Annotated in this window: 24 protein-coding genes; 9 read left to right on the top strand and 15 right to left on the bottom strand. The window is 71.5% G+C overall.

The window, feature by feature from the left end; translation table 11 throughout:
* Window positions 1–35: 35 nt before the first annotated feature.
* Together AC6F7H_RS22065 and hisI are read right to left on the bottom strand one after the other, a co-directional pair.
* Window positions 36–1,544: an anthranilate synthase component I gene (locus AC6F7H_RS22065; RefSeq protein ID WP_500758638.1), complete on the bottom strand. Its 1,509-nt coding sequence runs from the start codon at window positions 1,542–1,544 to the stop codon at window positions 36–38.
* A gap of 11 nt (window positions 1,545–1,555) precedes the next feature.
* A complete protein-coding gene (hisI, locus tag AC6F7H_RS22060; protein WP_500758637.1) occupies window positions 1,556–1,963 on the bottom strand; it encodes a phosphoribosyl-AMP cyclohydrolase in 408 nt (135 codons plus the stop codon).
* A gap of 225 nt (window positions 1,964–2,188) precedes the next feature.
* On the opposite strand from hisI, the gene AC6F7H_RS22055 reads away from it, so the two are divergent.
* Both AC6F7H_RS22055 and AC6F7H_RS22050 read left to right on the top strand, forming a co-directional pair.
* A complete protein-coding gene (locus AC6F7H_RS22055; RefSeq protein WP_500758636.1) occupies window positions 2,189–2,824 on the top strand; it encodes a TIGR03085 family metal-binding protein in 636 nt (211 codons plus the stop codon).
* A 63-nt stretch (window positions 2,825–2,887) separates the two neighbouring features.
* Window positions 2,888–3,286: a VOC family protein gene (locus tag AC6F7H_RS22050; RefSeq protein WP_363036000.1), complete on the top strand. Its 399-nt coding sequence runs from the start codon at window positions 2,888–2,890 to the stop codon at window positions 3,284–3,286.
* Window positions 3,287–3,373: 87 nt separating this feature from the next.
* On the opposite strand, the gene hisF is transcribed toward AC6F7H_RS22050, so the two are convergent.
* Genes hisF through hisD form a run of 8 tightly spaced genes read right to left on the bottom strand, consistent with a single transcriptional unit; the run spans window position 3,374 to window position 9,202 of the window.
* Window positions 3,374–4,150: an imidazole glycerol phosphate synthase subunit HisF gene (gene hisF / locus AC6F7H_RS22045; protein WP_109380572.1), complete on the bottom strand. Its 777-nt coding sequence runs from the start codon at window positions 4,148–4,150 to the stop codon at window positions 3,374–3,376.
* Window positions 4,147–4,578 (bottom strand): Rid family hydrolase, encoded by a 432-nt coding sequence (locus AC6F7H_RS22040; RefSeq protein ID WP_109380571.1) that lies wholly within the window; start codon window positions 4,576–4,578, stop codon window positions 4,147–4,149. Before AC6F7H_RS22040 ends, hisF begins: the two co-directional genes overlap by 4 nt.
* A 16-nt stretch (window positions 4,579–4,594) precedes the next feature.
* Window positions 4,595–5,317 carry a bifunctional 1-(5-phosphoribosyl)-5-((5-phosphoribosylamino)methylideneamino)imidazole-4-carboxamide isomerase/phosphoribosylanthranilate isomerase PriA gene (priA, locus tag AC6F7H_RS22035; protein ID WP_500758635.1) on the bottom strand — a complete coding sequence of 241 codons (723 nt, stop codon included), beginning with the start codon at window positions 5,315–5,317 and terminating at the stop codon, window positions 4,595–4,597.
* Between the two features lie 4 nt (window positions 5,318–5,321).
* Window positions 5,322–5,963 carry an imidazole glycerol phosphate synthase subunit HisH gene (gene hisH / locus AC6F7H_RS22030; RefSeq protein ID WP_202280713.1) on the bottom strand — a complete coding sequence of 214 codons (642 nt, stop codon included), beginning with the start codon at window positions 5,961–5,963 and terminating at the stop codon, window positions 5,322–5,324.
* A 2-nt stretch (window positions 5,964–5,965) separates the two neighbouring features.
* Window positions 5,966–6,124, bottom strand: a complete 159-nt coding sequence (locus AC6F7H_RS22025) for a CG2302 family histidine operon protein (protein WP_500758634.1) — start codon at window positions 6,122–6,124, stop codon at window positions 5,966–5,968.
* A 2-nt stretch (window positions 6,125–6,126) separates the two neighbouring features.
* Complete coding sequence (gene hisB / locus AC6F7H_RS22020) at window positions 6,127–6,720, bottom strand: imidazoleglycerol-phosphate dehydratase HisB (protein WP_109380568.1); 594 nt, start codon at window positions 6,718–6,720, stop codon at window positions 6,127–6,129.
* On the bottom strand, window positions 6,717–7,865 hold the full coding sequence (locus tag AC6F7H_RS22015; protein WP_500758633.1) for a histidinol-phosphate transaminase: 1,149 nt from the start codon (window positions 7,863–7,865) through the stop codon (window positions 6,717–6,719). Before AC6F7H_RS22015 ends, hisB begins: the two co-directional genes overlap by 4 nt.
* Window positions 7,862–9,202, bottom strand: coding sequence for a histidinol dehydrogenase (hisD, locus tag AC6F7H_RS22010; protein ID WP_307825179.1), 1,341 nt, complete (start codon window positions 9,200–9,202; stop codon window positions 7,862–7,864). Before hisD ends, AC6F7H_RS22015 begins: the two co-directional genes overlap by 4 nt.
* A 249-nt stretch (window positions 9,203–9,451) precedes the next feature.
* On the opposite strand from hisD, the gene AC6F7H_RS22005 reads away from it, so the two are divergent.
* The 4 genes from AC6F7H_RS22005 (at window position 9,452) to ybaK (ending at window position 13,548) form a co-directional block, all read left to right on the top strand.
* Entirely contained in the window at window positions 9,452–11,029 is a 1,578-nt protein-coding gene (locus AC6F7H_RS22005) for an oxidoreductase (protein WP_500758632.1), read from the top strand.
* Window positions 11,030–11,181: 152 nt separating this feature from the next.
* Window positions 11,182–12,255 carry a hypothetical protein gene (locus AC6F7H_RS22000; RefSeq protein WP_500758631.1) on the top strand — a complete coding sequence of 358 codons (1,074 nt, stop codon included), beginning with the start codon at window positions 11,182–11,184 and terminating at the stop codon, window positions 12,253–12,255.
* 11 nt (window positions 12,256–12,266) lie between these two features.
* Complete coding sequence (locus AC6F7H_RS21995) at window positions 12,267–13,007, top strand: LON peptidase substrate-binding domain-containing protein (RefSeq protein ID WP_500758630.1); 741 nt, start codon at window positions 12,267–12,269, stop codon at window positions 13,005–13,007.
* A 40-nt stretch (window positions 13,008–13,047) separates the two neighbouring features.
* Window positions 13,048–13,548: a Cys-tRNA(Pro) deacylase gene (ybaK, locus tag AC6F7H_RS21990; RefSeq protein WP_500758629.1), complete on the top strand. Its 501-nt coding sequence runs from the start codon at window positions 13,048–13,050 to the stop codon at window positions 13,546–13,548.
* A 354-nt stretch (window positions 13,549–13,902) separates the two neighbouring features.
* Here ybaK and AC6F7H_RS21985 read toward each other — a convergent pair whose 3' ends face one another.
* The 4 genes from AC6F7H_RS21985 to AC6F7H_RS21970 all read right to left on the bottom strand — a co-directional run bounded on the left by AC6F7H_RS21985 (window position 13,903) and on the right by AC6F7H_RS21970 (window position 18,026).
* Window positions 13,903–14,658: an AAA family ATPase gene (locus tag AC6F7H_RS21985; protein ID WP_500758628.1), complete on the bottom strand. Its 756-nt coding sequence runs from the start codon at window positions 14,656–14,658 to the stop codon at window positions 13,903–13,905.
* A gap of 34 nt (window positions 14,659–14,692) precedes the next feature.
* On the bottom strand, window positions 14,693–15,514 hold the full coding sequence (locus AC6F7H_RS21980; RefSeq protein WP_500758627.1) for an ABC transporter permease: 822 nt from the start codon (window positions 15,512–15,514) through the stop codon (window positions 14,693–14,695).
* 134 nt (window positions 15,515–15,648) lie between these two features.
* Window positions 15,649–16,623 carry an ABC transporter ATP-binding protein gene (locus AC6F7H_RS21975; RefSeq protein WP_109380650.1) on the bottom strand — a complete coding sequence of 325 codons (975 nt, stop codon included), beginning with the start codon at window positions 16,621–16,623 and terminating at the stop codon, window positions 15,649–15,651.
* 200 nt (window positions 16,624–16,823) lie between these two features.
* Window positions 16,824–18,026, bottom strand: a complete 1,203-nt coding sequence (locus AC6F7H_RS21970; RefSeq protein WP_500758626.1) for an NYN domain-containing protein — start codon at window positions 18,024–18,026, stop codon at window positions 16,824–16,826.
* A 222-nt stretch (window positions 18,027–18,248) separates the two neighbouring features.
* On the opposite strand from AC6F7H_RS21970, the gene AC6F7H_RS21965 reads away from it, so the two are divergent.
* Window positions 18,249–18,413 carry a hypothetical protein gene (locus tag AC6F7H_RS21965; RefSeq protein ID WP_500758625.1) on the top strand — a complete coding sequence of 55 codons (165 nt, stop codon included), beginning with the start codon at window positions 18,249–18,251 and terminating at the stop codon, window positions 18,411–18,413.
* 159 nt (window positions 18,414–18,572) lie between these two features.
* Here AC6F7H_RS21965 and dnaE read toward each other — a convergent pair whose 3' ends face one another.
* A complete protein-coding gene (dnaE, locus tag AC6F7H_RS21960) occupies window positions 18,573–22,112 on the bottom strand; it encodes a DNA polymerase III subunit alpha (protein WP_500758624.1) in 3,540 nt (1,179 codons plus the stop codon).
* Window positions 22,113–22,318: 206 nt separating this feature from the next.
* On the opposite strand from dnaE, the gene AC6F7H_RS21955 reads away from it, so the two are divergent.
* Both AC6F7H_RS21955 and AC6F7H_RS21950 read left to right on the top strand, forming a co-directional pair.
* Window positions 22,319–23,644: a DUF2252 domain-containing protein gene (locus AC6F7H_RS21955; RefSeq protein WP_500758623.1), complete on the top strand. Its 1,326-nt coding sequence runs from the start codon at window positions 22,319–22,321 to the stop codon at window positions 23,642–23,644.
* A 101-nt stretch (window positions 23,645–23,745) separates the two neighbouring features.
* A complete protein-coding gene (locus AC6F7H_RS21950) occupies window positions 23,746–24,453 on the top strand; it encodes a hypothetical protein (protein WP_500758622.1) in 708 nt (235 codons plus the stop codon).
* Window positions 24,454–24,479 lie beyond the last annotated feature (26 nt).

The raw sequence follows: 24,479 nt of genomic DNA, 5'->3' as shown, positions 1-24,479 counted from the left end.
TCCCGGGGCTCATGCCGGGTCCGTCCCGCACCGTCTCACACCATGCCCAGCCGGTTCGCCGTGTGCACGGCGCGCAGCACCGCGGCCGCCTTGTTGCGGCACTCGACGTCCTCGGCCACCGGGTCGGAGTCGGCGACGATTCCGGCGCCCGCCTGGACGTACGCGGTGCCCCCGCGCAGCAGTGCGGTGCGGATCGCGATGGCGGTGTCGGAGTCGCCCGCGAAGTCCAGATAGCCGACGCAGCCGCCGTACAGCCCGCGCCGGAACGGCTCGAGTTCGTCGATGATCTGCATGGCCCGGGGCTTGGGCGCACCGGAGAGGGTGCCTGCCGGGAAGCAGGCGGTGAGCACGTCGAAGGCGGAACGGCCGGCCGCGACCCGGCCGGTGACCGTCGAGACGATGTGCATGACGTGCGAGTACCGCTCGACGGACATGAAGTCGACGACCTCGACGGAACCGGGCTCGCAGACCCGTCCGAGGTCGTTGCGGCCCAGGTCGACGAGCATGAGGTGCTCGGCGCGTTCCTTGGGGTCGGCGAGCAGTTCCTCCGCGAGGGCCTGGTCCTCCCGCGGGGTGGCGCCGCGGGGCCGGGTGCCGGCGATGGGGTGGACCATCGCCTGCCCGTCGTCGACCTTCACGAGTGCTTCGGGGGACGATCCGACCACGTCGAAGGCCTCGCCGTCCCCGTGGGGGAACCGGAACAGGTACATGTAGGGCGAGGGGTTGGTGGCCCGCAGCACCCGGTAGACGTCCAGGGCACTCGCCGTGCACGGGGTCTCGAACCGCTGGGAGGGGACGACCTGGAAGGCCTCCCCCGCGCGGATGCGTTCCTTGATGTCCTCGACGGCCGCACGGAAGTCGGGGCCGCCCCACAGCGCGGTGTGGTCGGGGAGCTCGGAGGGCGGGAGGACGGCCGGGGGCTGGGCCACCGCGCGGGTGAGGTCGGCCTCCATGGCGTCCAGGCGGGCCACGGCGTCGGCGTGGGCCTCGTCGACGCCGGTGTCCAGGTCGTTGTGGTTGATCGCGTTGGCGATCAGCCAGACGGAGCCCTCCCAGTGGTCCATGACGGCGAGGTCGCTGGTGAGCAGCATGGTCAGTTCGGGCAGTCGCAGATCGTCCCGCTCGCCGGGGCCGATCTTCTCCAGCCTGCGCACGATGTCGTAGCCGAGGTAGCCGACCATGCCGCCGGTGAAGGGCGGCAGGCCGAGATCGTGGGCGAGGTCGCGCGGGGTGTGCAGGGTTTCGAGCGTGGCGCGCAGCGCGGCGAGCGGGTCGCCCTCGGCCGGCACTCCGACGGGCGGGGTGCCCTCCCAGTGCGCCTGTCCGGCGCGCTCGGTGAGGGTGGCGGCGCTGCGGACGCCGACGAAGGAGTACCGGGACCAGGAGCGTCCGTTCTCGGCGGACTCGAGCAGGAAGGTGCCGGGGCGCTCTGCGGCGAGCTTGCGGTAGAGGCCGACGGGGGTGTCGCCGTCGGCGAGGAGCTTGCGGGTGACCGGGATGACCCGGCGGTCGGTGGCGAGCTTGCGGAACGTCTCGAGGTCCATGCCGGCCGACCCTACTGATCCGAGACGGGCACGCCGGCACCGGCGCCGTCCGGGCGGGTGTCGGTGAGCAGCACGTCGTCGTCGAAGCAGGTGCGGGCGCCGGTGTGGCAGGCGGCGCCGACCTGGTCGACCTTGACCAGGAGGGTGTCGGCGTCGCAGTCCAGAGCGACGGACTTCACGTGCTGGACGTGTCCGGAGGTGTCCCCCTTGACCCAGTACTCCTGGCGGCTGCGCGACCAGTAGGTGCAGCGGCCGGTGGTCAGCGTGCGGTGCAGCGCCTCGTCGTCCATCCAGCCCAGCATCAGCACCTCCTGGGTGTCGTACTGCTGGGCGATGGCGGGCAGGAGGCCGTCGGGGCTGCGCTTGAGCCGTGCGGCGATCCGCGGGTCGAGGCGGCCGGGCCGGGACGTACTGGTCATGGGAACCATTGTGCCGCGCGGGACGGGCGCGCCCGGGTCCCGTCCACCGACTGGAAAGGGGGTGGTGGTCGGGTGACGGGCCGAAGAAGGGGCGGCGCTGTGCGCCTCGTTGGGGGGTGGTGGTCGGGTGACGGGCCGAAGAAGGGGCGGCGCTGTGCGCCTCGTTGGGGGGTGGTGGTCGGGTGACGGGTGGGCGGACCGGGCGGGTCACCGTAGGCTGACCCCATGTCGACCCATGCCAAGCGTGAACGACTTCTCCTGGCCGACCTGCTGGAGACGGCGGGCCCGGAGGCCCCCACTCTCTGCGAGGGCTGGCGCGCCCGTGATCTCGCCGCGCACGTGGTGGTGCGCGAGCGCCGCCCCGACGCCGCCGGCGGCATCCTGGTCAAGCAGCTCGCGCCGCGTCTGGAGCGGGTGATGGCGGAGTTCACCGCCAAGCCGTACGAGGAGCTGATCCAGCTGATCCGTACCGGCCCGCCGCGCTTCTCGCCCTTCAACCTCAAGCAGGTCGACGAGCTGTCGAACATCGTCGAGTTCTACGTCCATACGGAGGACCTGCGCCGCGCCCAGCCCGACTGGACGCCACGTGAGCTGGACCCGGTGTTCCAGGACGCCCTGTGGTCCCGGCTGGAGCGCAGCGCCCGGCTGATGGGCCGCGGCGTCCCCACGGGCCTGGTGCTGCGCCGTCCGGACGGCCAGACCGCGGTGGCCCACCGCGGCACACCCGTGGTCACGGTGACCGGCGAGCCGTCGGAGCTGGTGCTGTTCGCCTACGGGCGGCACGGCGCCGCCAAGGTCGAGCTGGAGGGCGACGCGGACGCGATCACGAAGCTGAACGAGTCCAAGCAGCTCGGGATCTGAGACTTCGTTCCCCCGGAGATCTGGTAGATCTGAGGCACCTGAGAGATCGGAAGAAGAAGTCCCATGATCAAGGTCGCCATGACCAGCGTGTATGTCGACGACGTCGCGAAGGCGCACGCGTTCTACACCGATGTGCTCGGCTTCGAGACCCGTACCCGGATGGACCTGGGCGGCGGCACGCTGTTCATCACGGTCGGGGCTCCCGAGGGCGCCCAGCGGGACCTGGAGCTGCTGCTGGAGCCCGGCCAGGGGCCCATCGCGGAGCCGTACCGCAGGGCGGTGCGTGAGGCGGGCCTGCCCGCCATGGTGTTCTCCGTGGCGGACCTCCGCGCGGAGTACGAGCGGCTGCGCGGCGAGGGCGTGATCTTCGTGCAGGAGCCGCAGGAGCAGGGCCCGGTGATCACCGCCCTCCTGGACGACACGGTGGGCAACCTGATCCAGCTCTCCCAGCCCAAGGACTGAGCGCCGGCGGCGCATGCGTCCGCCCCGTACGGCGGTCGGCCCGGCCCTCTCGAGAGGGCCGGGCCGACCGCCGTACGGGGCGGGGTGTCACCGGACCGGGTGGCCCGCTTCCCGCAGGGTCTGCTTCACCTGGCCGATGCGCAGGTCGCCGAAGTGGAACACCGAGGCGGCGAGGACCGCGTCGGCGCCCGCGGCGACCGCGGGCGGGAAGTCGGTGAGCCGGCCGGCGCCGCCCGAGGCGATCACCGGGACGGTGACGTGCTTGCGGACGGCGGCGATCATCTCCAGGTCGTAGCCGTCCTTGGTGCCGTCCGCGTCCATGGAGTTGAGCAGGATCTCGCCCGCGCCCAGCTCCGCGGCCCGGTGCGCCCACTCCACGGCGTCGATGCCGGTGCCCCGGCGGCCGCCGTGCGTGGTGACCTCGAAGGAACCGCCGGACTCACCGGACTCGGTGGACCCGGTGCGGCGGGCGTCGACCGACAGGACGAGGACCTGGCGCCCGAAGCGTTCGGCGATCTCCCGGATGAGGTCCGGGCGGGCGATCGCCGCGGTGTTGACGCCGACCTTGTCGGCGCCCGCCCGCAGCAGCTTGTCCACGTCCTCTACGGTGCGGACGCCGCCGCCCACGGTCAGCGGGATGAACACCTGCTCGGCGGTGCGGCGCACCACGTCGTAGGTCGTCTCGCGGTTGCCCGACGAGGCGGTGATGTCCAGGAACGTCAGTTCGTCGGCGCCCTCGGTGTCGTACACCTTGGCCATCTCGACGGGGTCGCCCGCGTCCCGCAGGTTCTGGAAGTTGACGCCCTTGACGACCCGGCCGCCGTCCACGTCCAGGCAGGGGATGACTCGGACCGCCAGGGTCATGAACCGTGCTCCTCTATGTCCGCCGAGTGTCTCTGGTGTCCTCGGAATGCTTCCACTTCGACCGACACCAGTACGCGCGAGTCCATGAAGCCCTCCACCACCAGGAGGCTGGTCACCGGGCGCACCGGGTCGAACAGCTCTTTGTGGGCGCGGCCCACCGCGTCGATGTCCCGCGAGTGCGCGATGTGCACGCGCGTGCGGATCACGGAGTCGACGCCGAGCCCGAACTCGGCGATCGCCTCCAGGGCGGTGCCGAAGGCGACCCTGGCCTGTTCGTACGGGTCGCCCTCCCCGTACAGCACGTCGCCCTTGAACGCGGTGGTGCCGCCCACCAGGACGCGGTCGCCCGCCGCGACGGCGCGTGCGCAGCCGAAGGAGTCCTCCCAGGGGCTCTCGCCCCGCACGCGCCGTACGGCTTCGGCCGTCATCGCACCGCGTCCTTCTTCACGATGTGGCCTCCAGGGCCTCTTCCAGGGTGAACGCCTTCGCGTACAGGGCCTTGCCCACGATGGAGCCCTCGACGCCGAGCGGGACGAGTTCGGCGATGGCCCGCAGGTCGTCCAGCGAGGACACACCGCCGGAGGCCACCACGGGGCGGTCGGTGGCGGCGCAGACGTTCTTCAGCAGCTCCAGGTTCGGGCCCTGGAGGGTGCCGTCCTTGGCGATGTCGGTGACGACGTACCGCGCGCAGCCCTCCTTGTTGAGGCGCTCCAGCGTCTCGTAGAGGTCGCCGCCGTCCCGGGTCCAGCCGCGTCCGCGGAGGGTGGTGCCGCGCACGTCGAGGCCGACGGCGATCTTGTCGCCGTGCTCGGCGATGACCTTGGCGACCCAGTCGGGGGTCTCCAGGGCGGCGGTGCCGAGGTTCACGCGGGTGCAGCCGGTGGCCAGGGCGGCGGCCAGGGAGGCGTCGTCGCGGATGCCGCCGGACAGTTCCACCTTGATGTCCATGGCGCGGGCGACCTCGGCGATCAGCTCGCGGTTGTCGCCGGTGCCGAACGCGGCGTCCAGGTCGACCAGGTGCAGCCACTCGGCACCCGAGCGCTGCCAGGCGAGCGCGGCCTCCAGGGGGGATCCGTAGGAGGTCTCGGTGCCGGACTCGCCGTGCACGAGGCGGACGGCCTGGCCGTCGCGGACGTCGACGGCGGGGAGGAGTTCGAGCTTGGCCATGTCGCTACAGGGTTCCGATCCAGTTGGTGAGGAGCTGGGCGCCGGCGTCGCCGGACTTCTCGGGGTGGAACTGCGTCGCCCACAGGGCACCGTTCTCCACCGCGGCGACGAACGGTTTGCCGTGCGTGGACCAGGTGACCGTCGGCGCCCGCATCACCGGGTTGTCCGCCGGGAGGGTCCAGTCGTGGACGGCGTAGGAGTGCACGAAGTAGAAGCGGGCGTCCGCGTCCAGGCCGGCGAACAGCTCGGAGCCGGCCGGCACGTCCACGGTGTTCCAGCCCATGTGGGGCACGATGTCGGCCCGCAGCGGCTCGACCGAGCCGGGCCACTCGTCCATGCCCTCGGTCTCGACGCCGTGCTCGATGCCCCGCGCGAACAGGATCTGCATGCCGACGCAGATGCCCATCACGGGCCGGCCGCCGGACAGCCGACGGTCGATGATCCAGTCGCCCCTGGCCTCCCTGAGGCCCTTCATGCAGGCGGCGAAGGCGCCGACACCGGGGACGAGCAGGCCGTCGGCGTTCATCGCCGTGTCGAAGTCGCGGGTGATCTCCACGTCGGCGCCCGCACGTGCGAGGGCGCGTTCGGCGGAGCGGACGTTGCCGAAGCCGTAGTCGAAGACCACGACCCGCTTGGTGGCGCTCACGGTCACACCTCCAGCCTGAGGACGCCGGCGGTCAGACACATCGCGGCGCCGATCGCGAGCACCACGACGACACTCCTGGGCATCTTCTGCCTGATGAACGAGACGACCCCGCCGACGAAGAACAGGCCGACGACGATCAGGGCGGTGGACAGGCCGTTCATGCTTACAGGGCGCCCTTCGTGGAGGGCAGGATGCCCGCCGCGCGGGGGTCGCGTTCGGACGCGTACCGCAGGGCTCGGGCCAGCGCCTTGAACTGGCACTCCACGATGTGGTGCGCGTTGCGCCCGTAGGGCACGTGCACGTGCAGGGCGACCTGGGCCTGGGCGACGAAGGACTCCAGGATGTGCCGGGTCATCGTGGTGTCGTACTCGCCGATCATCGGCGCCATCTTCTCGGGCTCGGTGTGCACGAGGTAGGGGCGGCCGGACAGGTCGACGGTGACCTGGGCGAGGGACTCGTCCAGGGGGACCGTGCAGTTGCCGAAGCGGTAGATGCCCGTCTTGTCGCCGAGCGCCTGCTTGAAGGCGGCACCGAGGGCGAGGGCGGTGTCCTCGATGGTGTGGTGGGAGTCGATGTGCAGGTCGCCCTCGGTCTTCACGGTCAGGTCGAACAGACCGTGCCGGCCGATCTGGTCGAGCATGTGGTCGTAGAAGCCGACCCCGGTGGAGATCTCCGTCTTTCCGGTGCCGTCGAGGTCGATCTCGACGAGGACCGACGTCTCCTTCGTCGTCCGCTGCACGCGTCCTACGCGGCTCATGCGCTCTGCTCCTTAGGGGGTGTGGGGGTGGCCCCCACGTAACTGACCAGTTCACGGACCGCGTCGAGGAACGCGTCGTTCTCGGCCGGGGTGCCCGCGGTGACCCGCAGCCGTCCCGGTACGCCGTTGTCCCGGACCAGGACGCCCCGGTCGAGGATCTTCTGCCAGACCACGTGGGCGTCCGCGAACGTGCCGAACTGGACGAAGTTCGCGTCGGACGCGGTCACGTCGTAGCCGAGGCCGCGCAGTTCGGTGACCAGCCGGTCCCGCTCCCGCTTCAGCTGCTCGACGTACTTCAGCAGCGTGTCGGTGTGCTCCAGGGCGGCCAGCGCGGTCGCCTGGGTGATCGCCGACAGGTGGTAGGGCAGCCGGACGAGCTGCACGGCGTCCACGACCGCCGGATGCGCGGCGAGGTAGCCCAGACGCAGGCCCGCCGCGCCGAACGCCTTCGACATGGTGCGGGAGACGACGAGGTTCGGGCGTCCCTCGAGCAGTGGCAGCAGCGATTCGCCGTGGCTGAACTCGACGTACGCCTCGTCCACGACCACCATCGACGGCTTGGCCGCCTGGGCGGCCTCGTACAGCGCGAGGACCGTCTCGGCCGGGACCGCGTTGCCGGTGGGGTTGTTGGGGGTGGTGACGAAGACGACGTCCGGGCGGTGCTCGGCGATCGCCTTCTCGGCGGCGGGCACGTCGACGGCGAAGTCGTCGCCCCGGGGGCCGGAGATCCATTCGGTGCCGGTGCCGCGCGCGATGAGCCCGTGCATCGAGTACGACGGCTCGAAGCCGATCGCCCTGCGGCCGGGCCCGCCAAAGGTCTGCAGCAGTTGCTGGATGACCTCGTTGGAGCCGTTGGCCGCCCAGACGTTCTGGACGTCGACGGGGTGCGAGCCGGTCTTCGTCAGGTACTCGGCCAGCCTGGTGCGCAGCTCGACCGCGTCCCGGTCGGGGTAGCGGTTGAGGTGCCGGGCGGCCTCGCGGACCCGCTCGGCGATCCGCTCGACGAGCGGCTCGGGCAGCGGGTAGGGGTTCTCGTTGGTGTTCAGCCGTACGGGGACGTCCAGTTGGGGCGCGCCGTAGGGGGACTTGCCGCGCAGCTCGTCCCGTACGGGGAGGTCGTCGATGGTGACGTTCGTTTCGTTCACTTGCTCTCGGGCACCTTCCAGCCGAACCTCGCCTTGATCGCCGCGCCGTGCGCGGGCAGGTCCTCCGCCTCGGCCAGCGTGACCACGTGGTGCGCGACGTCGGCCAGCGCGTCCTCGGTGTAGTCGACGATGTGGATGCCGCGCAGGAAGGACTGGACGGACAGGCCCGAGGAGTGGCAGGCGCAGCCGCCGGTGGGCAGGACGTGGTTGGAGCCGGCCGCGTAGTCGCCCAAGGAGACGGGGGACCAGGGGCCGACGAAGATCGCGCCGGCGTTGCGCACCCGGTCGGCGAGCGCGGCGGCGTCGGCGGTCTGGATCTCCAGGTGCTCGGCGCCGTAGGCGTCGACCACGCGCAGGCCCTCGTCGAGGCCGTCGACCAGCACGATCGCGGACTGCCGGCCGGCGAGCGCCGGGACGATCCGGTCCTCGATGTGCTTGGTGGCCTTGACCTGCGGCTCCAGTTCCTTCTCCACCGCGTCCGCGAGGTCCGCGGAGTCGGTGACGAGGACGGCGGCGGCCAGCGGGTCGTGCTCGGCCTGGCTGATCAGGTCGGAGGCGACGTGCACCGGGTCGGCCGTGGCGTCGGCGAGGATCGCGATCTCGGTCGGGCCGGCCTCGGCGTCGATGCCGATCTTGCCGGTGAAGTAGCGCTTGGCGGCGGCGACCCAGATGTTGCCGGGGCCGGTGACCATGGTGGCGGGCGGGCAGGACTCGGTGCCATGGGCGAACATCGCGACGGCGGTGGCACCGCCCGCGGCGTACACCTCGTCGACGCCGAGCAGCGCGCACGCGGCGAGGATCGTCGGGTGCGGCAGGCCGCCGAACTCCTTCTGGGCCGGCGAGGCCAGCGCGATCGACTCGACGCCGGCCTCCTGGGCCGGGACGGCGTTCATGATCACGGAGGACGGGTAGACGGACCGGCCGCCGGGCGCGTACAGGCCCACGCGGTCGACGGGCACCCACTTCTCGGTGACCGTGCCGCCGGGCACGACCTGGGTGGTGTGGGTGGTGCGGCGCTGTGCGCGGTGGACGAGGCGGGCGCGGCGGATGGACTCCTCGAGGGCCGCGCGCACGGCAGGGTCCAGCTGTTCCAGCGCGTCGGCGAGGGCCCGCGCCGGTACCCGGACGGACTCCAGACGCACGCCGTCGAACCGCTCGGCGAAGTCGATCAGCGCCGCGTCGCCCCGATGATGCACGTCCTCGCAGATGGGCCGCACCTTCTCCAGGGCGGCCGCGACGTCGAAGTCGGCTCGGGGCAGCAGGGCGCGCAGGGCGGGGCCCTCGGGGAGGGCGTCGCCGCGCAGATCGATTCGGGCCAGGAAGGAATCTTGCAGCACGGGGTCAATTCTCTCAGACCCGCGCCGGACACCGTGCGAGCGTTCCAGTGGCTGATACGAACCCCCCGCGGTGACGCACTGTGCACACCGGAAAGATCCTCTTTACTTTCTGTGTTCGAAAGGTCACCCGGTGGGCATGACCTGTTGTACGAGTTGTGCGAAGAGACGAACTCGCAAGTATCCGAGGAAAGAGTCCGAGGAGAGATCCGAGGAGACACCCGAGGAAATACTCGAGAAAGGGTGAAGGACGTGACCGAGGGGGCGGGGCCGCGCGCCGGGGAGCCGCCGGACGACCTGACCGCCGTGGAGGCGGGCATGTGGCAGGCCTTCCGCAACGGCAGCGTGTATGACCTGAGCAGCGGGGACGGCGTCGTCGACGATCCGCACGGAGGGCACCCGTGGGGGCCCGAGCGGACCGTGCGGGCCCGCGTCGTGTGCTGGCTCCTGCTGGACGGACCGCCCCCGCTGGCCGGGCGGGTCTCCTCACTGAAGCTGGTCGGAGTGCGGATCAGCGGTGTGCTGGACCTCGCGGGCGGCACGGTGGCGCCGTACGTCGAGATGCGCGACTGCCGCTTCGAGCGGGACGTGCTGCTGCCGGAGGCCCGGTTCACCACGATGCGGCTGGTGGACTGCTCGGTGCCGCGTCTGGAGGCGGCCCGGCTGCAGACGGAGGGCGATCTGCATCTGCCGCGCTGCCGGTTCCCGGGCGGCATACGGCTGACCGACGCCCAGATCGGTACGGATCTGCTGCTCAACCAGGCGATCGTGCACCGCGACCGCAGCGGCCGCTCGATCGCCGCGGACGGCATGACCGTCGGCCAGGACCTCCAGGCCGAGCTGCTGGAGTCGCACGGCGAACTGAGCCTGCGGACCGCGCAGATAGGTGTCTCGCTGAGTCTGCGCGGGGCCCTGCTGGACAATCCGTCCGCCCGGCTCGCGCTGAACGCGCCCCAGCTGACCGTCCAGCGGTCGCTGTATCTGACGCCCGCCGGGGTCGGTTCCCAGGCGAGGAGCGGGATGACACCGGCGCGCGGTACGCGGATACAGCGGTTCGAGTGCCGGGGCGGGGTGCGGCTGGACGACGGGCGGTTCGGGGACGCGGTCGACTTCGAGCGGGCCCGGTTCACCCTGACCGACGACCAGGAGCTGTCGCTGCGCCGGGTGCAGACGCCGGAGCTGCGGTTCCTCGGGGAACGGCCGGCCCGCGGGCGGGTGACGCTGTCGGGAGCGCGGGTGGTCAATCTGGTGGACCGGGCGGACAGCTGGCCGGGGCCCGGTCGGCTGCACATGGGCGGCTTCGCCTACGAGACCCTCGTGCCGCGCGGGCCGTTCTCGCTGGCGGAGCGGCTGGAGTGGGTGGCCGCGGCGAGCGCCGAGTACACCCCGGAGCCGTACGAGCGGCTGGCCGCCGTGCTGCGGGCGGGCGGCGAGGACGAGGACGCCCGCGAGGTGCTGCTCGCCAAGCAGCGCAGGCGCCGCGAGAGCCTGCCGGTGGCGGCCAAGCTGTGGGGCTACGCGCAGGACTGGACGGTCGCCTACGGCTACCGGCCGGGGCGGGCCGCGGTGTGGATGGCGGTGCTGTGGGCGGGTGGCTCACTGGCGTTCGCACACGCGCACCATCCGCCCATCAAGGACGGCGAGCATCCGACGTGGAATCCCGCCCTTTTCGCCCTGGACCTGCTGCTGCCGGTGATCGACCTGGGTCAGGTGGGGTTCTGGCGGCTGCGCGGCGGCTGGCAGTGGCTCGCGGCGGCGTTCATCCTGCTGGGCTGGATCCTCGCCACCACGGTGGCGGCGGGGGCCACCCGAACCCTGCGCCGCCTCTGACCGCATCTGACCGGCCCAGTCCCGACAGCACTTCCCGCGACTCCGGCAGTCCCGGCGAGCCCGGGGCTTTTTACCCGGCCTTGACCGGTTGACGTACAACTTTCCGCGACTTCCGTGAAGGCTCTGGCGCTGCTGTGACCTGCGGTCTTTCAATGGTCGACACCATGGCTCTGCTGTATGCGTTCACCCGCGCGTCCCGGGTGCGAGGAAAAACGGGCACCGTCTCGCCCATCACCCCTGCGCTGCCCGCCGACGACGAGGTGCTCCTCGACGCGCCCGACGAGGAGCTGGGTCCGGCACTGGTCGGGGCCGCCGCCGGCGATCCCACGCCCGCCGCCGAACTACTCGCCGCCACCCGGCACAGAGGGGCCTGGGAGCACCGCGACCAGAAGGTGCGGAAGCTCGCGGCCTTCGCGCTCTCGCGCCCCGAGTGGCTGGACACCTGGCGTGCCCTCGACCCGCACGACCCCGACGGGCTGCTCGTGGACGCCCAGCGGGCGGTGCACCGCGCCTGGGACTCACCGGCCCGTGCCGAAGCGCTGCGCGAGGTGAGCCCGCTGATCACGGCAGCCGCCCTGGCCGACCACCGCGACCCCGTGCCGTGGCGGCTAGCCCTGGACCACGCCCGCGGCGCACGCGCCGGACACCGGTACTTCCAGGAACTGTGGGAGGCGGCGGTCCGCCGCGCCCCACACCACTACGGCTGCCATGTGGCGGCCCTGCGCTACCTGGTGTCCTCCTGGCACGGCGCGCACCGCGAGTGCTTCGACTTCGCCGACCAGGCCGCGCAGGACGCGCCGGAGGGCTCGCTCACGCAGGCGCTGCCGCTGCGGGCGGCCTTCGGTTACCTCACCGACGGCTGCGGTCCCGAGGTGCCGCGCGCCCGGCTCGAGGCGGCGGCCGACCGCGCCGCGTCCCTGTCCGCCCGGCTCCCGGCGTCCCACCCCCGGTCGGCCGAGCTGCGCAACCTGCTGGTCTACGTCCTCCTGCGCCTGGAGCGATGGCCGGACGCCCTGGAGCAACTGCGCCTCACCGGCCCGTACGCCACCTCCTCGCCCTGGGACCGGGACACGGACGATCCCCTCGGCCGGTTCCTGGAGGTGCGCCGGGACGTGTACGCGGCGGTGGCCGCCGGTCCCGCCGCCACCCCCTCCGGCGCCTTCACACCGGGCTCCGGGCATCCACGGAGTGAACGTGGCGGCCGGGTCCGCTTCGGCGACCATTAGGCTTTTGCGTCGTGACCACCGTCCGGCTCCCACTCTTCCCCCTGAACTCGGTGCTGTTCCCGGGGCTCGTGCTTCCGCTCAACATCTTCGAGGAGCGCTATCGCGCCATGATGCGCGAGCTTCTGAAGACTCCCGAGGACGAGCCGCGCCGGTTCGTCGTCGTGACGATCCGCGACGGCCACGAGGTCGCCCCGAGCGCCCCCGGCATGCCCGACCCGACGGCCGTACCCGAGCGGGGCCCGGCGGCGGGCTTCGGTCCGGACCCGCTGCGGGCCTTCCACAAGGTGGGCTGTGTGGCCGACGCGGCCACGATCCGGGAGCGGTCCGACGGCACCTTCGAGGTGCTGGCGACGGGGACGACCCGGGTGCGCCTGCTGTCGGTCGACGCCTCCGGGCCGTTCCTGACGGCCGAGCTGGAACCGGTGGCCGAGGAGCCCGGCGAAGAGGCGGGGGCGCTCGCGGAGGGGGTGCTGCGGGCGTTCCGCCAGTACCAGAAGCGGCTGGCGGGGGCGCGGGAGCGATCGCTGGCGACCGGCGCGGAACTGCCGGACGAGCCGGGGGTGGTGTCGTATCTGGTCGCCGCCGCGATGATGCTCGACACACCGACGAAGCAGCGTCTGCTGCAGGCACCGGACACGGCGTCCCGGCTCCGCGACGAGCTGAGGCTCCTTCGCACGGAGACGGCCATCATCCGCCACCTGCCGTCGTTGCCCGCGGCGGAACTGACCCGCGGACCGACGAATCTCAACTGAGGCAACAGAGGCAGCGGCAGGGGCAGGGGCAGGGGCAGGAATGGCAAAGAAGTCCAAGAAGCAGCAGCCGGGCGGTACGCCCGCGACGGTGGCACTCACCGCGGCGGGGGTGCCGTTCACGGTCCACTCCTACGACCACGACCCCGCGCACCCGTCCTATGGCGAGGAGGCGGCCGAGGCGATGGGCGTCTCCCCGGACCGCGTCTTCAAGACACTGGTGGCGGACGTCGACGGCGCGCTGACGGTGGCGGTGGTCCCGGTGGCGGGGCAGCTGGACCTGAAGGGCCTGGCGGCGGCGGTCGGCGGCAAGCGGGCCGCGATGGCCGACCCCGCCCTGGCGGAACGCACCACGGGCTACGTCCGCGGCGGCATCTCGCCCCTGGGACAGCGCAAGAGGCTCCGTACGGTGCTGGACGACTCGGTCGGCCTGCACGAGACGATCTGTGTCTCGGCCGGTCGCCGCGGCCTGGAGGTCGAACTCGCCCCGGGCGACCTGGCCGAGCTGACCGCGGCGGTACTCGCCCCGATCGGGCGTGTCTGAGCCCTCGACGAGCCCCACCTCTTCGGTTGGTCAGAAGAGGTGGGGCGGGGCATGCCAAAGAGCACCCGCAAACGCAAGTGGCGCACCAGAAAAGGCCGCGCGAACCACGGCAGGCGCCCCGCCTGAACCGAACCCCCGCACGCCCCGCCCCGGCCCACCGGGGAGCCAGTGCCCCGGCAGGCGACGTCCGCCCGTCAAGGAGCGACGTCATGGGGGTGCCCCCTGCTCATGGGGGTCCCCCTGTTCGAGCGGAGCCGAGAACTCGGGAGAGGAGCCGAGAACTCGGAGGAGAAGCCGAGAACTCGGAGGCGCGTGCCGGACGTCGCGACGGGGCGAACGTTGCCTGTCGGGGCACTACGCCCCCGGGGCGCCGCCGTCCGGCCGCTGTGGGACGTAGGGGTCCACCGGCGGGAAGGGGTCGGGGTCGCGGGGGCCGAAGAGCGCGGTCAGGCCCAGGTGGACGACCAGACCGGCGAGCGGCCAGGCCAGCAGCGCTCCTTTGGCGTTCAGCTTCAGCGGCGCGTCGAACGTCACCCCTTTGCCCACGTCCTTCGCGTGGGCGACGACGTCCTGCGCGGGCCCGAGCCACACCCCGAGCCGCCACGCCAGCAACGACCCGAGCAGCCCGCCGACCCCGAGCGCCACCACCAGCGGCACGCCCCCGCGCCGCCGCACCAGGAACACGGCGAGCGCGCTCACCGCGCCGAGCCCCAGGGCGAGCAGTGTGAACGTCCCGTCCACCCCGATGGCCTGCTCACCCTCGGTGTCCTTGAGGTAGACGACCCAGTTGTCGCCCACGACGTCGCCCGTCAGCGGCACGCGCGGCGCCAGCCACCACCACAGCACGCCGAGCAGCACCCCGCCGAGCGCCACCGCCACCGCGGTCACGGCGGCCTCGCGCAGTTCCGTCCTCATCCCGGGGCCGTCCTGTTCGTACCAGCCGTAGCCGGTGTGGCCACCGTGATTGGTGGACCCGGCGGACCCGGTATGGCCGGGGCCGGCGGACCCGTCCGCGGACGCTGCGGCCACCTGGCCGGCGGACGGCGGCTGCCACCCGCCGTGCGGGAAACGTTCATGCGGAGGCGGTGGTGGTGTCAGAGGTGCGCTCACCCTGACATCGTGCCAGGCCCGGCTGTGCGGCGCGTCACCGGACAGCGGCCCTGCGGTACGCCCAGGTCGCCACGGCCAGCGAGAGCACACCGACCACCCCGCACACGGCGAGATCGCCCAGGACCAGGGCCCAGTCGGGATGCGGCGCGAAGGTCCGCGCGAGGGCCTCGACGCCGTACGTCGACGGCAGCAGATCCCGGGCCAGGCGTACCGCCTCCGGCATCCGCTCCGCCGGCAGCACGCCCAGCAGCAGTGCCGCCGACATGCCCAGCTGGCCGAGGAGCGTGGCGAACTCGGCCCGCGGCGCGAGCAGCCCCAGCGCGGCCCCCAGCCCGGCGAGCGCGGCTCCCGAGAGCGGGATCACCGCGGCCAGCACCCACAGATGCGTCAGCGGCAGCCCGAACAGCACACATCCGAAGGCCGCGGTCACCACGGTCCCCGGCACGGTGAACGAGGCGTAGGCGCCGGCGGCCCCCAGCACCACCGCCGCCGGCGGGACGGGCAGGGTCGCGTAGTGGTCGAGGCCGCCGCCGGCCCGCAGCTGCCCGAAGTACTGCGCGAGCAGGTTGAGCGCGACGAAGGCGACGACCAGGACGGACGATCCGGCGACCACCGCCCGCGCCTCACCGCCGCCGTCCACGACCCCGCGCATCAGGATCATGATCCCGACGGACTGGAAGGTCGCCACGAACAGCAGCGGGATCCGCGCCACCCGCGCCCGGGACAGCTGCGCCCGGTACACGGCCGCCAGTGAGGGCCACAGGCGCGCCCGCGGCCCGAGTGCGGCCGGCTCCGACACGGCCTCCTCCGCGGCCAGGGCACCGCCCGGCAGGACATCGGCGGGTACGACACTCACGTCGCGCTGCTCCCCTTCCCATTCCAACGGAGGTTCCCCCGGAGGTTCGGCCGGAGATCCACTCGCACCCACTCCGGCAGTCGCCCTGTTCCGTACGGATACGGCGCCCGGTGCGCTCAGCGCCCCGCCGTCGCTCACGCCTTCACCAGTCCCTGCCGCACGGCACCGCCCAGCGCCAGGTACACGTCCTCCAGACTGGGCGTGGCGAGCGTGAAGTCGTCCAGCGCGGCGAAGGCGGCGCCGCCGGTGACGGTGGCGACGACCGTACGGGCCTCCTCGGGCGCGAGCCGCAGCGTCCAGCGGCGGCCCGACTCGACGGCGCGGTCCACGAGCGCGGCCACCTCGGGCACGTGCAGCGGGGCCGCCTCGCGCCACACCAGGTCGACCCGTACCTCGCCCGCGACCCGCTCCTTCAGCCCGGCCGGGCTGTCGCAGGCGATCACCCGGCCCCGGTCGAGGACGGCGACCCGGTCGAGGACGGTCTCGGCCTCGATGACGTTGTGGGTGACCAGCAGCACGGTGGTGCCGTGCTCGACCCGGCGCCGGTCGACGGCGGACCACACGGCGCGCCGCGCCACCGGGTCCATCCCGGAGGTGGGTTCGTCGAGCACGAGCAGCGGCCGCTCCCCCACCAGCGCGGTGGCGAAGCAGGCCAGCCGGCGCTGACCGCCGGACAGCTTCTTCAGGGGGCGCCCGGCGATCGGGGTGAGCCCCAGTTCGTCGAGGACGGCGTCCCGGTCCGTACGAGCCCGCTTCGCGTCGAGGCCGCGCAGCCGCGCGGTGGTCTCGACGGCGAGTGAGACCGTCAGCTCGTCGAGCGCGGTGGACTCCTGTCCGAGGTAGGCGAGGATCCGCGCGGCGCGCTCGGGGTGGCGCACGATGTCGTGGCCGAGGATCCGCACGCTGCCGTGGTCGGGCCGCATCAGACCGGTGAGCTGCCGTACCAGGGTGGACTTGCCGGCCCCGTTCGGCCCGAGCAGCCCGAAGATCTCACCGCGCCGGACGTCGAGCGTCACGTCGTCGGTGGCCCGGACCTCGGGGGTCGCCGGGACTCCGCGGCGCCCGCGGGCCGCCGGATACGTCTTGGTCAGCCCGCGCACCGCGCACACGATGTCGCCATCGTGCCGGAATGCGTGTACCGCGCGCGTGCTCACAAGGGACGAGACTACGGGGTCCGCGGCCCGGGTCCGCTTCCGGGTCGGCCGGCCGCCCCAAAACCACCGGTAGAACAACAAACCCGCCGCATCCGCCGGACCCGCCTCGAAGGGCCGCCGTCGCGCGGCGGCGCGGACACCGGGCGGGCCCTCGGTCACTCCGCGGCCGCGGCTCGCTCCGTCCCCGTGCGCAGGTCCAGCTCGCGCCAGAAGCCCGCGCGGATGGCGTACCGGTCACGTTCGTCGATCTGGTCGTCCTTGTGGGCGAGCAGGCCGAAGCGGGCGGCGTAGCGCAGCAGCTCGCCGTCGACGCGGTGCGGGATGCGGGGGTACATGGCGGACAGTCGCTGGATGCCGCTCTGGTCCCCGAGCCGGTCCACCCAGCGGCGGGCGAAGACCTGCCCCACCTCGAAGGGGTCCCCGCCGACCGTGGTGATGTCCTCCTCGCGGTCGGCCCACCGCTGCTCCGCGGAGGTCAGCTGGGCGAGCGTCGGCAACGAGGCGGCGTCGCCGGGCTCGGTGACGGAGCGGTCGACCCAGCCCTTGTCGGAGGACCAGCGCAGGGTGGCGGACTGCGGCTGGTGGGGGGGCGGGGCACTGGGGCCGCGGAGGGCCGCCAGGTCCTTGGGGGTGGGTACGCCTTTGGTGGCGGGCGACCGCTCGCCGGTGCCGTTGTGCCCGGCGCCGACCGGATGCGGGGGTTCCTGCTCGGGCTGCTCGGCGGCCGGCGCGGACTCCGGCAGCGGGGCGGAGAGGATCGCGGCGATGTCGGGACGGGCGGGGGGCGGCGGGGCGCACACCCCGGAGAAGTCCTTGGCCCGCACCGCCTTGGTGATCCACGCGCGGTCCAGCACCCGGCGTTCGTCGGCCTCGGCGACCAGGTCCTCGGACTGGTTGTAGTCGCCGTCGGCAGCCTGTACGGCCCACAGGTGGACGGCGACGCCGTGCTCCTTGGCCGCCATCATGCCGGGCAGCAGGTCGCCGTCACCGGTGACCAGGACGATGTCGGAACAGGCGCGGTTGCGGGCCAGCTCGGTCAACTCGGCGTGCATGGCGGCGTCCACGCCCTTCTGCGCCCAACGACCGTCACTGCGGGTGAGGGCTCCGAGCCGAACGGTGACCCTGGGCATCACCCGCAGCCGGCGGTGCTCGGGCTGCGGCACGCGGTCGGGGGCGCCGTCGAACCAGTAGATCCGCAGCAGGGGCTGACTCGTGTCGGACTCGGCACGGTCGCGCAGCCCCTGGATGAGAGCGGCGTGATCGACGGTGATGCGGGACCGCGAGGGCTCCCCGGCGAGGAGACTGGCGGCGGCCCCCAGCAGATACCCGGCGTCCACCAGGACGATGCAGCGGTCCACGCGATCCACCCTCTTTCCGGGAGGTTTGCTTCGGGCTTGCTTCGAGTCTGCCCGACCGTGCCGGGGTTAACGGTCCGAACTCGATCTTCGGCGTGGCGTTTCCACACTTCCTTCGCCCACTCACCCTGTCACACACGGTAATTGTCCGACATGCGACCATCATTCGGCTATGTGAGTCTGGTCCCGGCCCTGGCCCCTAGATCCCCCACAGGAGGCATCACCATGGCCAAGAACAAGAACCGTGAACGGAAGCAGCAGCCGGCCGCGCGCACCCAGCAGGCGACCCAGCCGGCCGCTGCGGAGCCGCAGACCGAGCAGCACGGCCCGCAGATCACTCCCGACGACGTCGCCCGCAAGGGCCGGCAGAAGCGCTTCGGCCACAACTGACACCCGCGTGGGGGCCGTTGAGGGCCCCGCGCAGGGTACATGCAGAGGGGTGCGCCCGTCACCGGGCGCACCCCCTCTTACGTCTTGGGCATCTCTTCACACATGTCGGCCGACCGCCCCGGCGCGCACCGGCACTGAGGTCCCTCGGGGTACTGGCCCCTAGCCCGCCAGGCAGGACGGGCCGAGGAGGACCTTGAGGTCGCCGAACAGGGCGGGGTCCGGCTTGACGCGGTGCCGGTCCAGGCGCAGCACCGTCGTCTTCGTCGGCCCCTGGAGCCTGATGCGGACCTCGCTGTCGCCCTTGTGGTGGCCGAGGATCTCGCCGAGGCGGCTGACCATCGGCGGGGTGACCCTGGTGGCCGGGATGGTGAGCACGACGGGCGCGTTGGTGCCCGCGTTGGACAGGTCGGGCACCTGGAGTTCCATGGCGACCAGGCGCGGCACGTCCTCACGCTTGTCGAGGCGACCCTTGACGAACACCACGGCGTCCTCGACGAGTTGGGTCGAGACGAGCTGGTAGGTCGCGGGGAAGAACATGCACTCGAGGGAGCCGGCGAGGTCCTCCACGGTGGCGATCGCCCAGGCATTGCCCTGCTTGGTCATCTTGCGCTGGAGGCCCGAGATGATGCCGCCGATGGTGACCACCGCGCCGTCGCCGAAGTCGCCGCCGGTGAGCTGGGAGATGCCCGCGTCGGCCTTGTCGGACAGGACGTGCTCCAGTCCGAACAGCGGGTGGTCGGAGACGTACAGGCCGAGCATCTCCCGCTCCTGCGCGAGCAGGTAGGTCTTGTCCCACTCGTCGTCGGTGAAGGTGACGTCGAGGCCGAAGCCGGGCTCGCTGGTCTCCTGCTCGCCCATGCCGCCGAAGAGGTCGAACTGTCCCTCGGCCTCCTTGCGCTTGACCGCGACCACGTTGTCGATCATCGGTTCGTACTGGGCGGTGAGGCCCTTGCGGGTGTGCCCCATGGAGTCGAAGGCGCCCGCCTTGATCAGTGACTCCGTGGTCCGCTTGTTGCAGACGACCGCCTCGACCTTGTCGAGGTAGTCCGGGAACGAGGTGTACTTCCCCTTGGCCTTGCGGCTCTTGATGATCGACTCGACGACGTTGGTGCCGACGTTGCGGACCGCGGACAGGCCGAAGAGGATCACGTCGTCGCCCTGCGCGGCGAAGTTCGACTCGGACTCGTTGACGTTCGGTGGGAGCACCTTGATGCCCATGCGGCGGCACTCGTTGAGGTAGACGGCCGACTTGTCCTTGTCGTCCTTGACCGAGGTGAGCAGCGCGGCCATGTACTCGGCCGGGTAGTTCGCCTTGAGGTACCCGGTCCAGTACGACACCAGGCCGTACGCGGCGGAGTGGGCCTTGTTGAACGCGTAGCCGGCGAAGGGGACCAGCACGTCCCACAGGGCCTGGATCGCCTCGTCGCTGTAGCCGTTCTTGCGGGCGCCCGCCTGGAAGAGGACGAAGTTCTTCGCCAGTTCCTCGGGCTTCTTCTTGCCCATCACGCGGCGGAGGATGTCGGCCTCGCCGAGCGAGTAGCCCGCGATGATCTGGGCGGCCTTCTGCACCTGCTCCTGATAGACGATCAGGCCGTAGGTGACCGACAGCACCTCCTGGAGCGGCTCCTCCAGTTCCTTGTGGATCGGTGTGATCTCCTGACGGCCGTTCTTGCGCTCCGCGTAGTTGATGTGCGAGTTCATGCCCATCGGGCCCGGCCGGTAGAGGGCCGAGACGGCGGAGATGTCCTCGAAGTTGTCGGGCTGCATCTGGCGGAGCAGCGAGCGCATCGGGCCGCCGTCGAACTGGAAGACGCCGAGGGTGTCACCGCGGCAGAGCAGTTCGAAGGTCTTGGGGTCGTCCAGCGGCAGGGCGAGCATCTCCAGGTCGACGCCCTTGTTGGCCTTCACCATCTTGATGGCGTCGTCCATGATGGTGAGGTTGCGCAGGCCCAGGAAGTCCATCTTCAGGAGGCCGAGCGACTCGCACTGGGGGTAGTCCCACTGTGTGATGGTCACGCCGTCGGTGTGCCGCACCCAGATCGGGGCGTGGTCGACGATGGGTTCGCTGGACATGATCACGCCGGCCGCGTGCACGCCCATCTGCCGGACCAGGCCCTCGACGCCCTTGGCGGTGTCGATGACCTTCTTCACGTCCGGCTCGTTCTCGTACATCGCGCGGATCTCGCCGGCCTCGTTGTACCGCGGGTGCGAGGGGTTGGTGATGCCGTCGAGGTCGATGCCCTTGCCGAGGACGTCGGCGGGCATGGCCTTGGTGAGCCGGTCGCCCATGGCGTACGGGTAGCCCAGCACGCGCGCGGAGTCCTTGATGGCGTTCTTCGCCTTGATCTTGCCGTAGGTGCCGATCATGGCGACCTTGTCGGCGCCGTACTTCTCCGTCACGTACCGGATCACTTCGACGCGCCTGCGCTCGTCGAAGTCGATGTCGACGTCGGGCATGGAGACGCGCTCGGGGTTGAGGAACCGCTCGAAGATCAGGCCGTGCGGGATCGGGTCGAGGTCGGTGATGCCGAGGGCGTAGGCGACGATCGAGCCGGCGGCGGAGCCACGGCCGGGGCCGACCGCGATGCCCTGCTTCTTGGCCCACATGATGAAGTCGGCGACGACGAGGAAGTAACCGGGGAAGCCCATCGAGATGATGGTGTCCATCTCGTACTCGACCTGCTTCATGCGGTCGTCCGGGATGCCGCCCGGGAAGCGGCGCTCCATGCCGCGCATGGTCTCCTCGCGGAACCAGCTGACCTCGGTGTACCCCTCCGGAATGTCGAACTTGGGCATCAGGTCGCGCTTCTCGAACATGCCCGTGGTGTCGACCATCTCGGCGATCAGCCTGGTGTTGTCGCAGCCCTGCTGCCAGGCGTCGGAGGAGTCGACGGCGTACATCTCCTCGGTGGACTTGAGGTAGTAGCCGGTGCCGTCGAACCTGAAGCGGTCGGGGTCGGAGAGGTTCTTGCCGGTCTGGATGCACAGCAGCGCGTCGTGGGCGGTCGCCTCGTGCGCGTACGTGTAGTGCGAGTCGTTGGTGACCAGGGGCGGGATGCCGAGCTTCTTGCCGATCTCCAGGAGGCCGTCGCGGACCCGGTGCTCGATGTCGATGCCGTGGTCCATCAGCTCCAGGAAGTACCGGTCCTTGCCGAAGATGTCCTGGTAGTCGGCGGCCGCCTTGAGCGCCTCGTCGAAGTGGCCGAGGCGCAGCCGGGTCTGGACCTCACCGGAGGGGCAGCCGGTGGAGGCGACGAGCCCGGTGGACCACTGGGCGATGCTCTCCTTGTCCATCCGGGGCCACTTCTGCAGCCAGCCCTCGGCGTACGCGTCGGAGGAGAGCCGGAAGAGGTTGTGCAGGCCCGTGCTGTCGACCGCCCAGATGGTCTTGTGGGTGTAACCGCCGGAACCGGAGACGTCGTCCCGCTTCTGGTGCGGCTGGCCCCACTGGATCTTGCGCTTGGTGCGCCGCGACTCGGGCGCGACATACGCCTCGATCCCGATGATCGGGGTGACTCCGGCCTTCTGCGCACTGTGGAAGAAATCGTACGCACCGTGCAGGTTGCCGTGGTCGGACATGGCGATGTGGCTCATGCCCATCTCGTTGCAGGCGTCGAACATGTCCTTCAGCCGCGCGGCGCCGTCCAGCAGCGAGTACTGGGTGTGGACGTGCAGGTGCGTGAAGGGCGACTTCGGCACGGTGCGGCCTCCAAGGAGAACGTGGGGTGACGGGCAGGTGGGCGGTCCGGTGGTCAACGTCGAAGTCTATGCTCCGGCACTGACACTCGAGGGCCCCGCCGTCGTACCTTCTGGCGAGTGGCGCGGGCACTCCCGTGACGCGCCGCGCGTTAGGCAGGGGATGGATCAGCCGTCCCCGGACGTCCCGTACCAGGAGGCACTCAGCGATGTCGGTCCCGCAGCTCGACGACGAGCACCGCGGCGAGGAGATCCTCGCCGTTCTCGACACCGCCTTCGGCGAGCTCCTGGCCGCCGACCCGGCCGCGTTCCGCGTGAAGTTCCGGAAGATGGCGGCCTCGGCGTTCGCGTTCTACCGGGGTACGGCGTGCCTCTTCTATCATGATCATGACGCGGAAAAGCGTGGTGGTCCCTATCTGGACGACCGGACGTCCCGGGTGTGGATCCACGGCGATCTGCACGCGGAGAACTTCGGCACGTACATGGACTCCAACGGCCGTCTGGTCTTCAACGTCAACGACTTCGACGAGGCCTACGTCGGTCCCTTCACCTGGGACCTCAAGCGCTTCGCCGCCTCCATGGCGCTGATCGGCTACGCGAAGGCGCTCAGCGACGAGCAGATCACCGAGCTGGTGCGGATCTACACGGCCGCGTACCGGGAGCGCGTCCACGCGCTGGCGACCGGAGCGAAGAGCGACGAGGTGCCGCCGTTCACGCTGGACACCGCGCAGGGTCCGCTGCTCGACGCGCTGCGCGACGCCCGCTCGCTGACCCGTTTCGGGCTGCTGGACTCGATGACCGTCATCCGTGACTTCGAGCGCCGCTTCGCCTCCGGCGGCGGCGCGGTCGAGCTCGACGCCGCCACGCGCTACAAGGTCCTCGCCGCCTTCGACGGCTATCTGGAGACGCTGCCGGACGCCTCGCTGGCCCGCCCGGACTCCTACCGCGTGAAGGACGTCGTGGGCCGCCGCGGCATCGGCATCGGCTCGGCCGGGCTGCCCTCGTACAACATCCTGCTGGAGGGGCACAGCGACGCGCTGGAGAACGACGTCGTGATCTACATCAAGCAGGCCCAGACCCCGGCCGTCTCCCGGCACATCACCGATCAGGTGATCCGGGACTACTTCCGGCACGAGGGCCACCGCACGGTGATCTCCCAGCGCGCCCTGCAGGCGCACGCCGACCCGTGGCTGGGCTGGACCGAGCTGGACGGCGCGGGTCAGCTGGTCGCCGAGGTCTCGCCGTACGCCGTGGACCTGGACTGGGGCGACATCGACGAGCCGGAGGAGATGGCCCAGGTCGTCGCCGACCTCGGCCGGGCCACGGCCACGATGCACGCGGCCGCGGACGACACCTCCGGCGAGTCCCTGGTGCCGTTCTCCACCGAGCGCGCCATCGACGCGGCGATCGCGGCCGACGAGGAGGGGCTGGAACCCCTGCTGGTCGACTTCGCGCACACCTACGGCGCACGCGCGCGCCGTGACCATCAGATCTTCCTGGACCTGTTCCGCAACGGCAGGATCCCGGGACTGTGACCCTCCTCCCGCCCGGGGAGGCACAGCTCGCCGGGGAGACACAGCCCACAGGCACCCTTTAGGGATCCCTTACCGGAGCACGTGACACACTCGTTCCCATCATGGACATACCCGGGGCCCCGCTCAGAGCCTTGCGCGCGGCGCTGTTCACGACCATGGTCGTGACCCTCAGCGCCGCGTCGCACGTGCTGCTGTCCGGAGCCCCGCTGCCGCTGAACACGGTGACGGTGATCGCCGCCGCCGTGTTCGTCCTGGCCTACGCGCTCGCGGGCCGGGCAGGCTCCTTCGGGCGGATCGCCGCCCTGCTGATCCCGCTGGAGCTGGCCGCCGACACCGTGTTCACCACCGGGCAGCACCTCTGTTACGGACAGATGGGCGGCCCGGTCGCGGGTCCGCTGCGCTCGGTCGGCTTCGACCTGCTGTGCGGCGACGGCGGCAGTGTGGGCACCCCGCTGGCCCGGGTGGCCGGCACCGCGGCCGACGGCGGTGACCGGTTCGTCGGCCTGCTCGCCCAGGCCGGCCCCGCCACCGCCTGGCTGCTGCTCGGCACGCACATCGGCGTCGGCCTGTTCGCCGCCGCCTGGCTGCACCGCGGCGAGCGTGCGCTGGCCCAGCTGCTGGGCGCGATGGCGGCGAGCACGTTCCGGCCGCTGCTGCTGGCGGTCACCGCGGTGACCGTGCGCCGGGCCCCGAAGGCTCGCCGGCCACATCGCCCGGCCCTCCGGACCACCACGGCCGTGGACCGGTTCCTCGTGCACTCCCTGGGACGACGCGGACCGCCGTGCTCCGCCGCCCTCGCCCGAGGCTGAGGCGACCTCCGCCTCCGGCGACACGC

The sequence above is a fragment of the Streptomyces sp. MMS24-W38 genome (assembly GCF_059889265.1).
Note: the sequence above shows the minus strand (reverse complement) of the source record. Positions and strands in the feature narration are given on the sequence as shown.

What these genes read in the sequence shown, in the direction of transcription:
- AC6F7H_RS21950 (WP_500758622.1), top strand. Translation starts at nt 23,746, where the DNA reads ATGGACATACCCGGGGCCCCGCTCAGAGCCTTGCGCGCGGCGCTGTTC.
- AC6F7H_RS22065 (WP_500758638.1), bottom strand. Translation starts at nt 1,544, where the DNA reads ATGGACCTCGAGACGTTCCGCAAGCTCGCCACCGACCGCCGGGTCATC.
- AC6F7H_RS22040 (WP_109380571.1), bottom strand. Translation starts at nt 4,578, where the DNA reads ATGACGGCCGAAGCCGTACGGCGCGTGCGGGGCGAGAGCCCCTGGGAG.
- AC6F7H_RS22000 (WP_500758631.1), top strand. Translation starts at nt 11,182, where the DNA reads ATGGTCGACACCATGGCTCTGCTGTATGCGTTCACCCGCGCGTCCCGG.
- hisI (WP_500758637.1), bottom strand. Translation starts at nt 1,963, where the DNA reads ATGACCAGTACGTCCCGGCCCGGCCGCCTCGACCCGCGGATCGCCGCA.
- hisB (WP_109380568.1), bottom strand. Translation starts at nt 6,720, where the DNA reads ATGAGCCGCGTAGGACGCGTGCAGCGGACGACGAAGGAGACGTCGGTC.
- AC6F7H_RS22050 (WP_363036000.1), top strand. Translation starts at nt 2,888, where the DNA reads ATGATCAAGGTCGCCATGACCAGCGTGTATGTCGACGACGTCGCGAAG.
- ybaK (WP_500758629.1), top strand. Translation starts at nt 13,048, where the DNA reads ATGGCAAAGAAGTCCAAGAAGCAGCAGCCGGGCGGTACGCCCGCGACG.
- AC6F7H_RS22025 (WP_500758634.1), bottom strand. Translation starts at nt 6,124, where the DNA reads ATGAACGGCCTGTCCACCGCCCTGATCGTCGTCGGCCTGTTCTTCGTC.
- priA (WP_500758635.1), bottom strand. Translation starts at nt 5,317, where the DNA reads ATGGCCAAGCTCGAACTCCTCCCCGCCGTCGACGTCCGCGACGGCCAG.
- AC6F7H_RS22055 (WP_500758636.1), top strand. Translation starts at nt 2,189, where the DNA reads ATGTCGACCCATGCCAAGCGTGAACGACTTCTCCTGGCCGACCTGCTG.
- hisF (WP_109380572.1), bottom strand. Translation starts at nt 4,150, where the DNA reads ATGACCCTGGCGGTCCGAGTCATCCCCTGCCTGGACGTGGACGGCGGC.
- AC6F7H_RS21965 (WP_500758625.1), top strand. Translation starts at nt 18,249, where the DNA reads ATGGCCAAGAACAAGAACCGTGAACGGAAGCAGCAGCCGGCCGCGCGC.
- AC6F7H_RS21955 (WP_500758623.1), top strand. Translation starts at nt 22,319, where the DNA reads ATGTCGGTCCCGCAGCTCGACGACGAGCACCGCGGCGAGGAGATCCTC.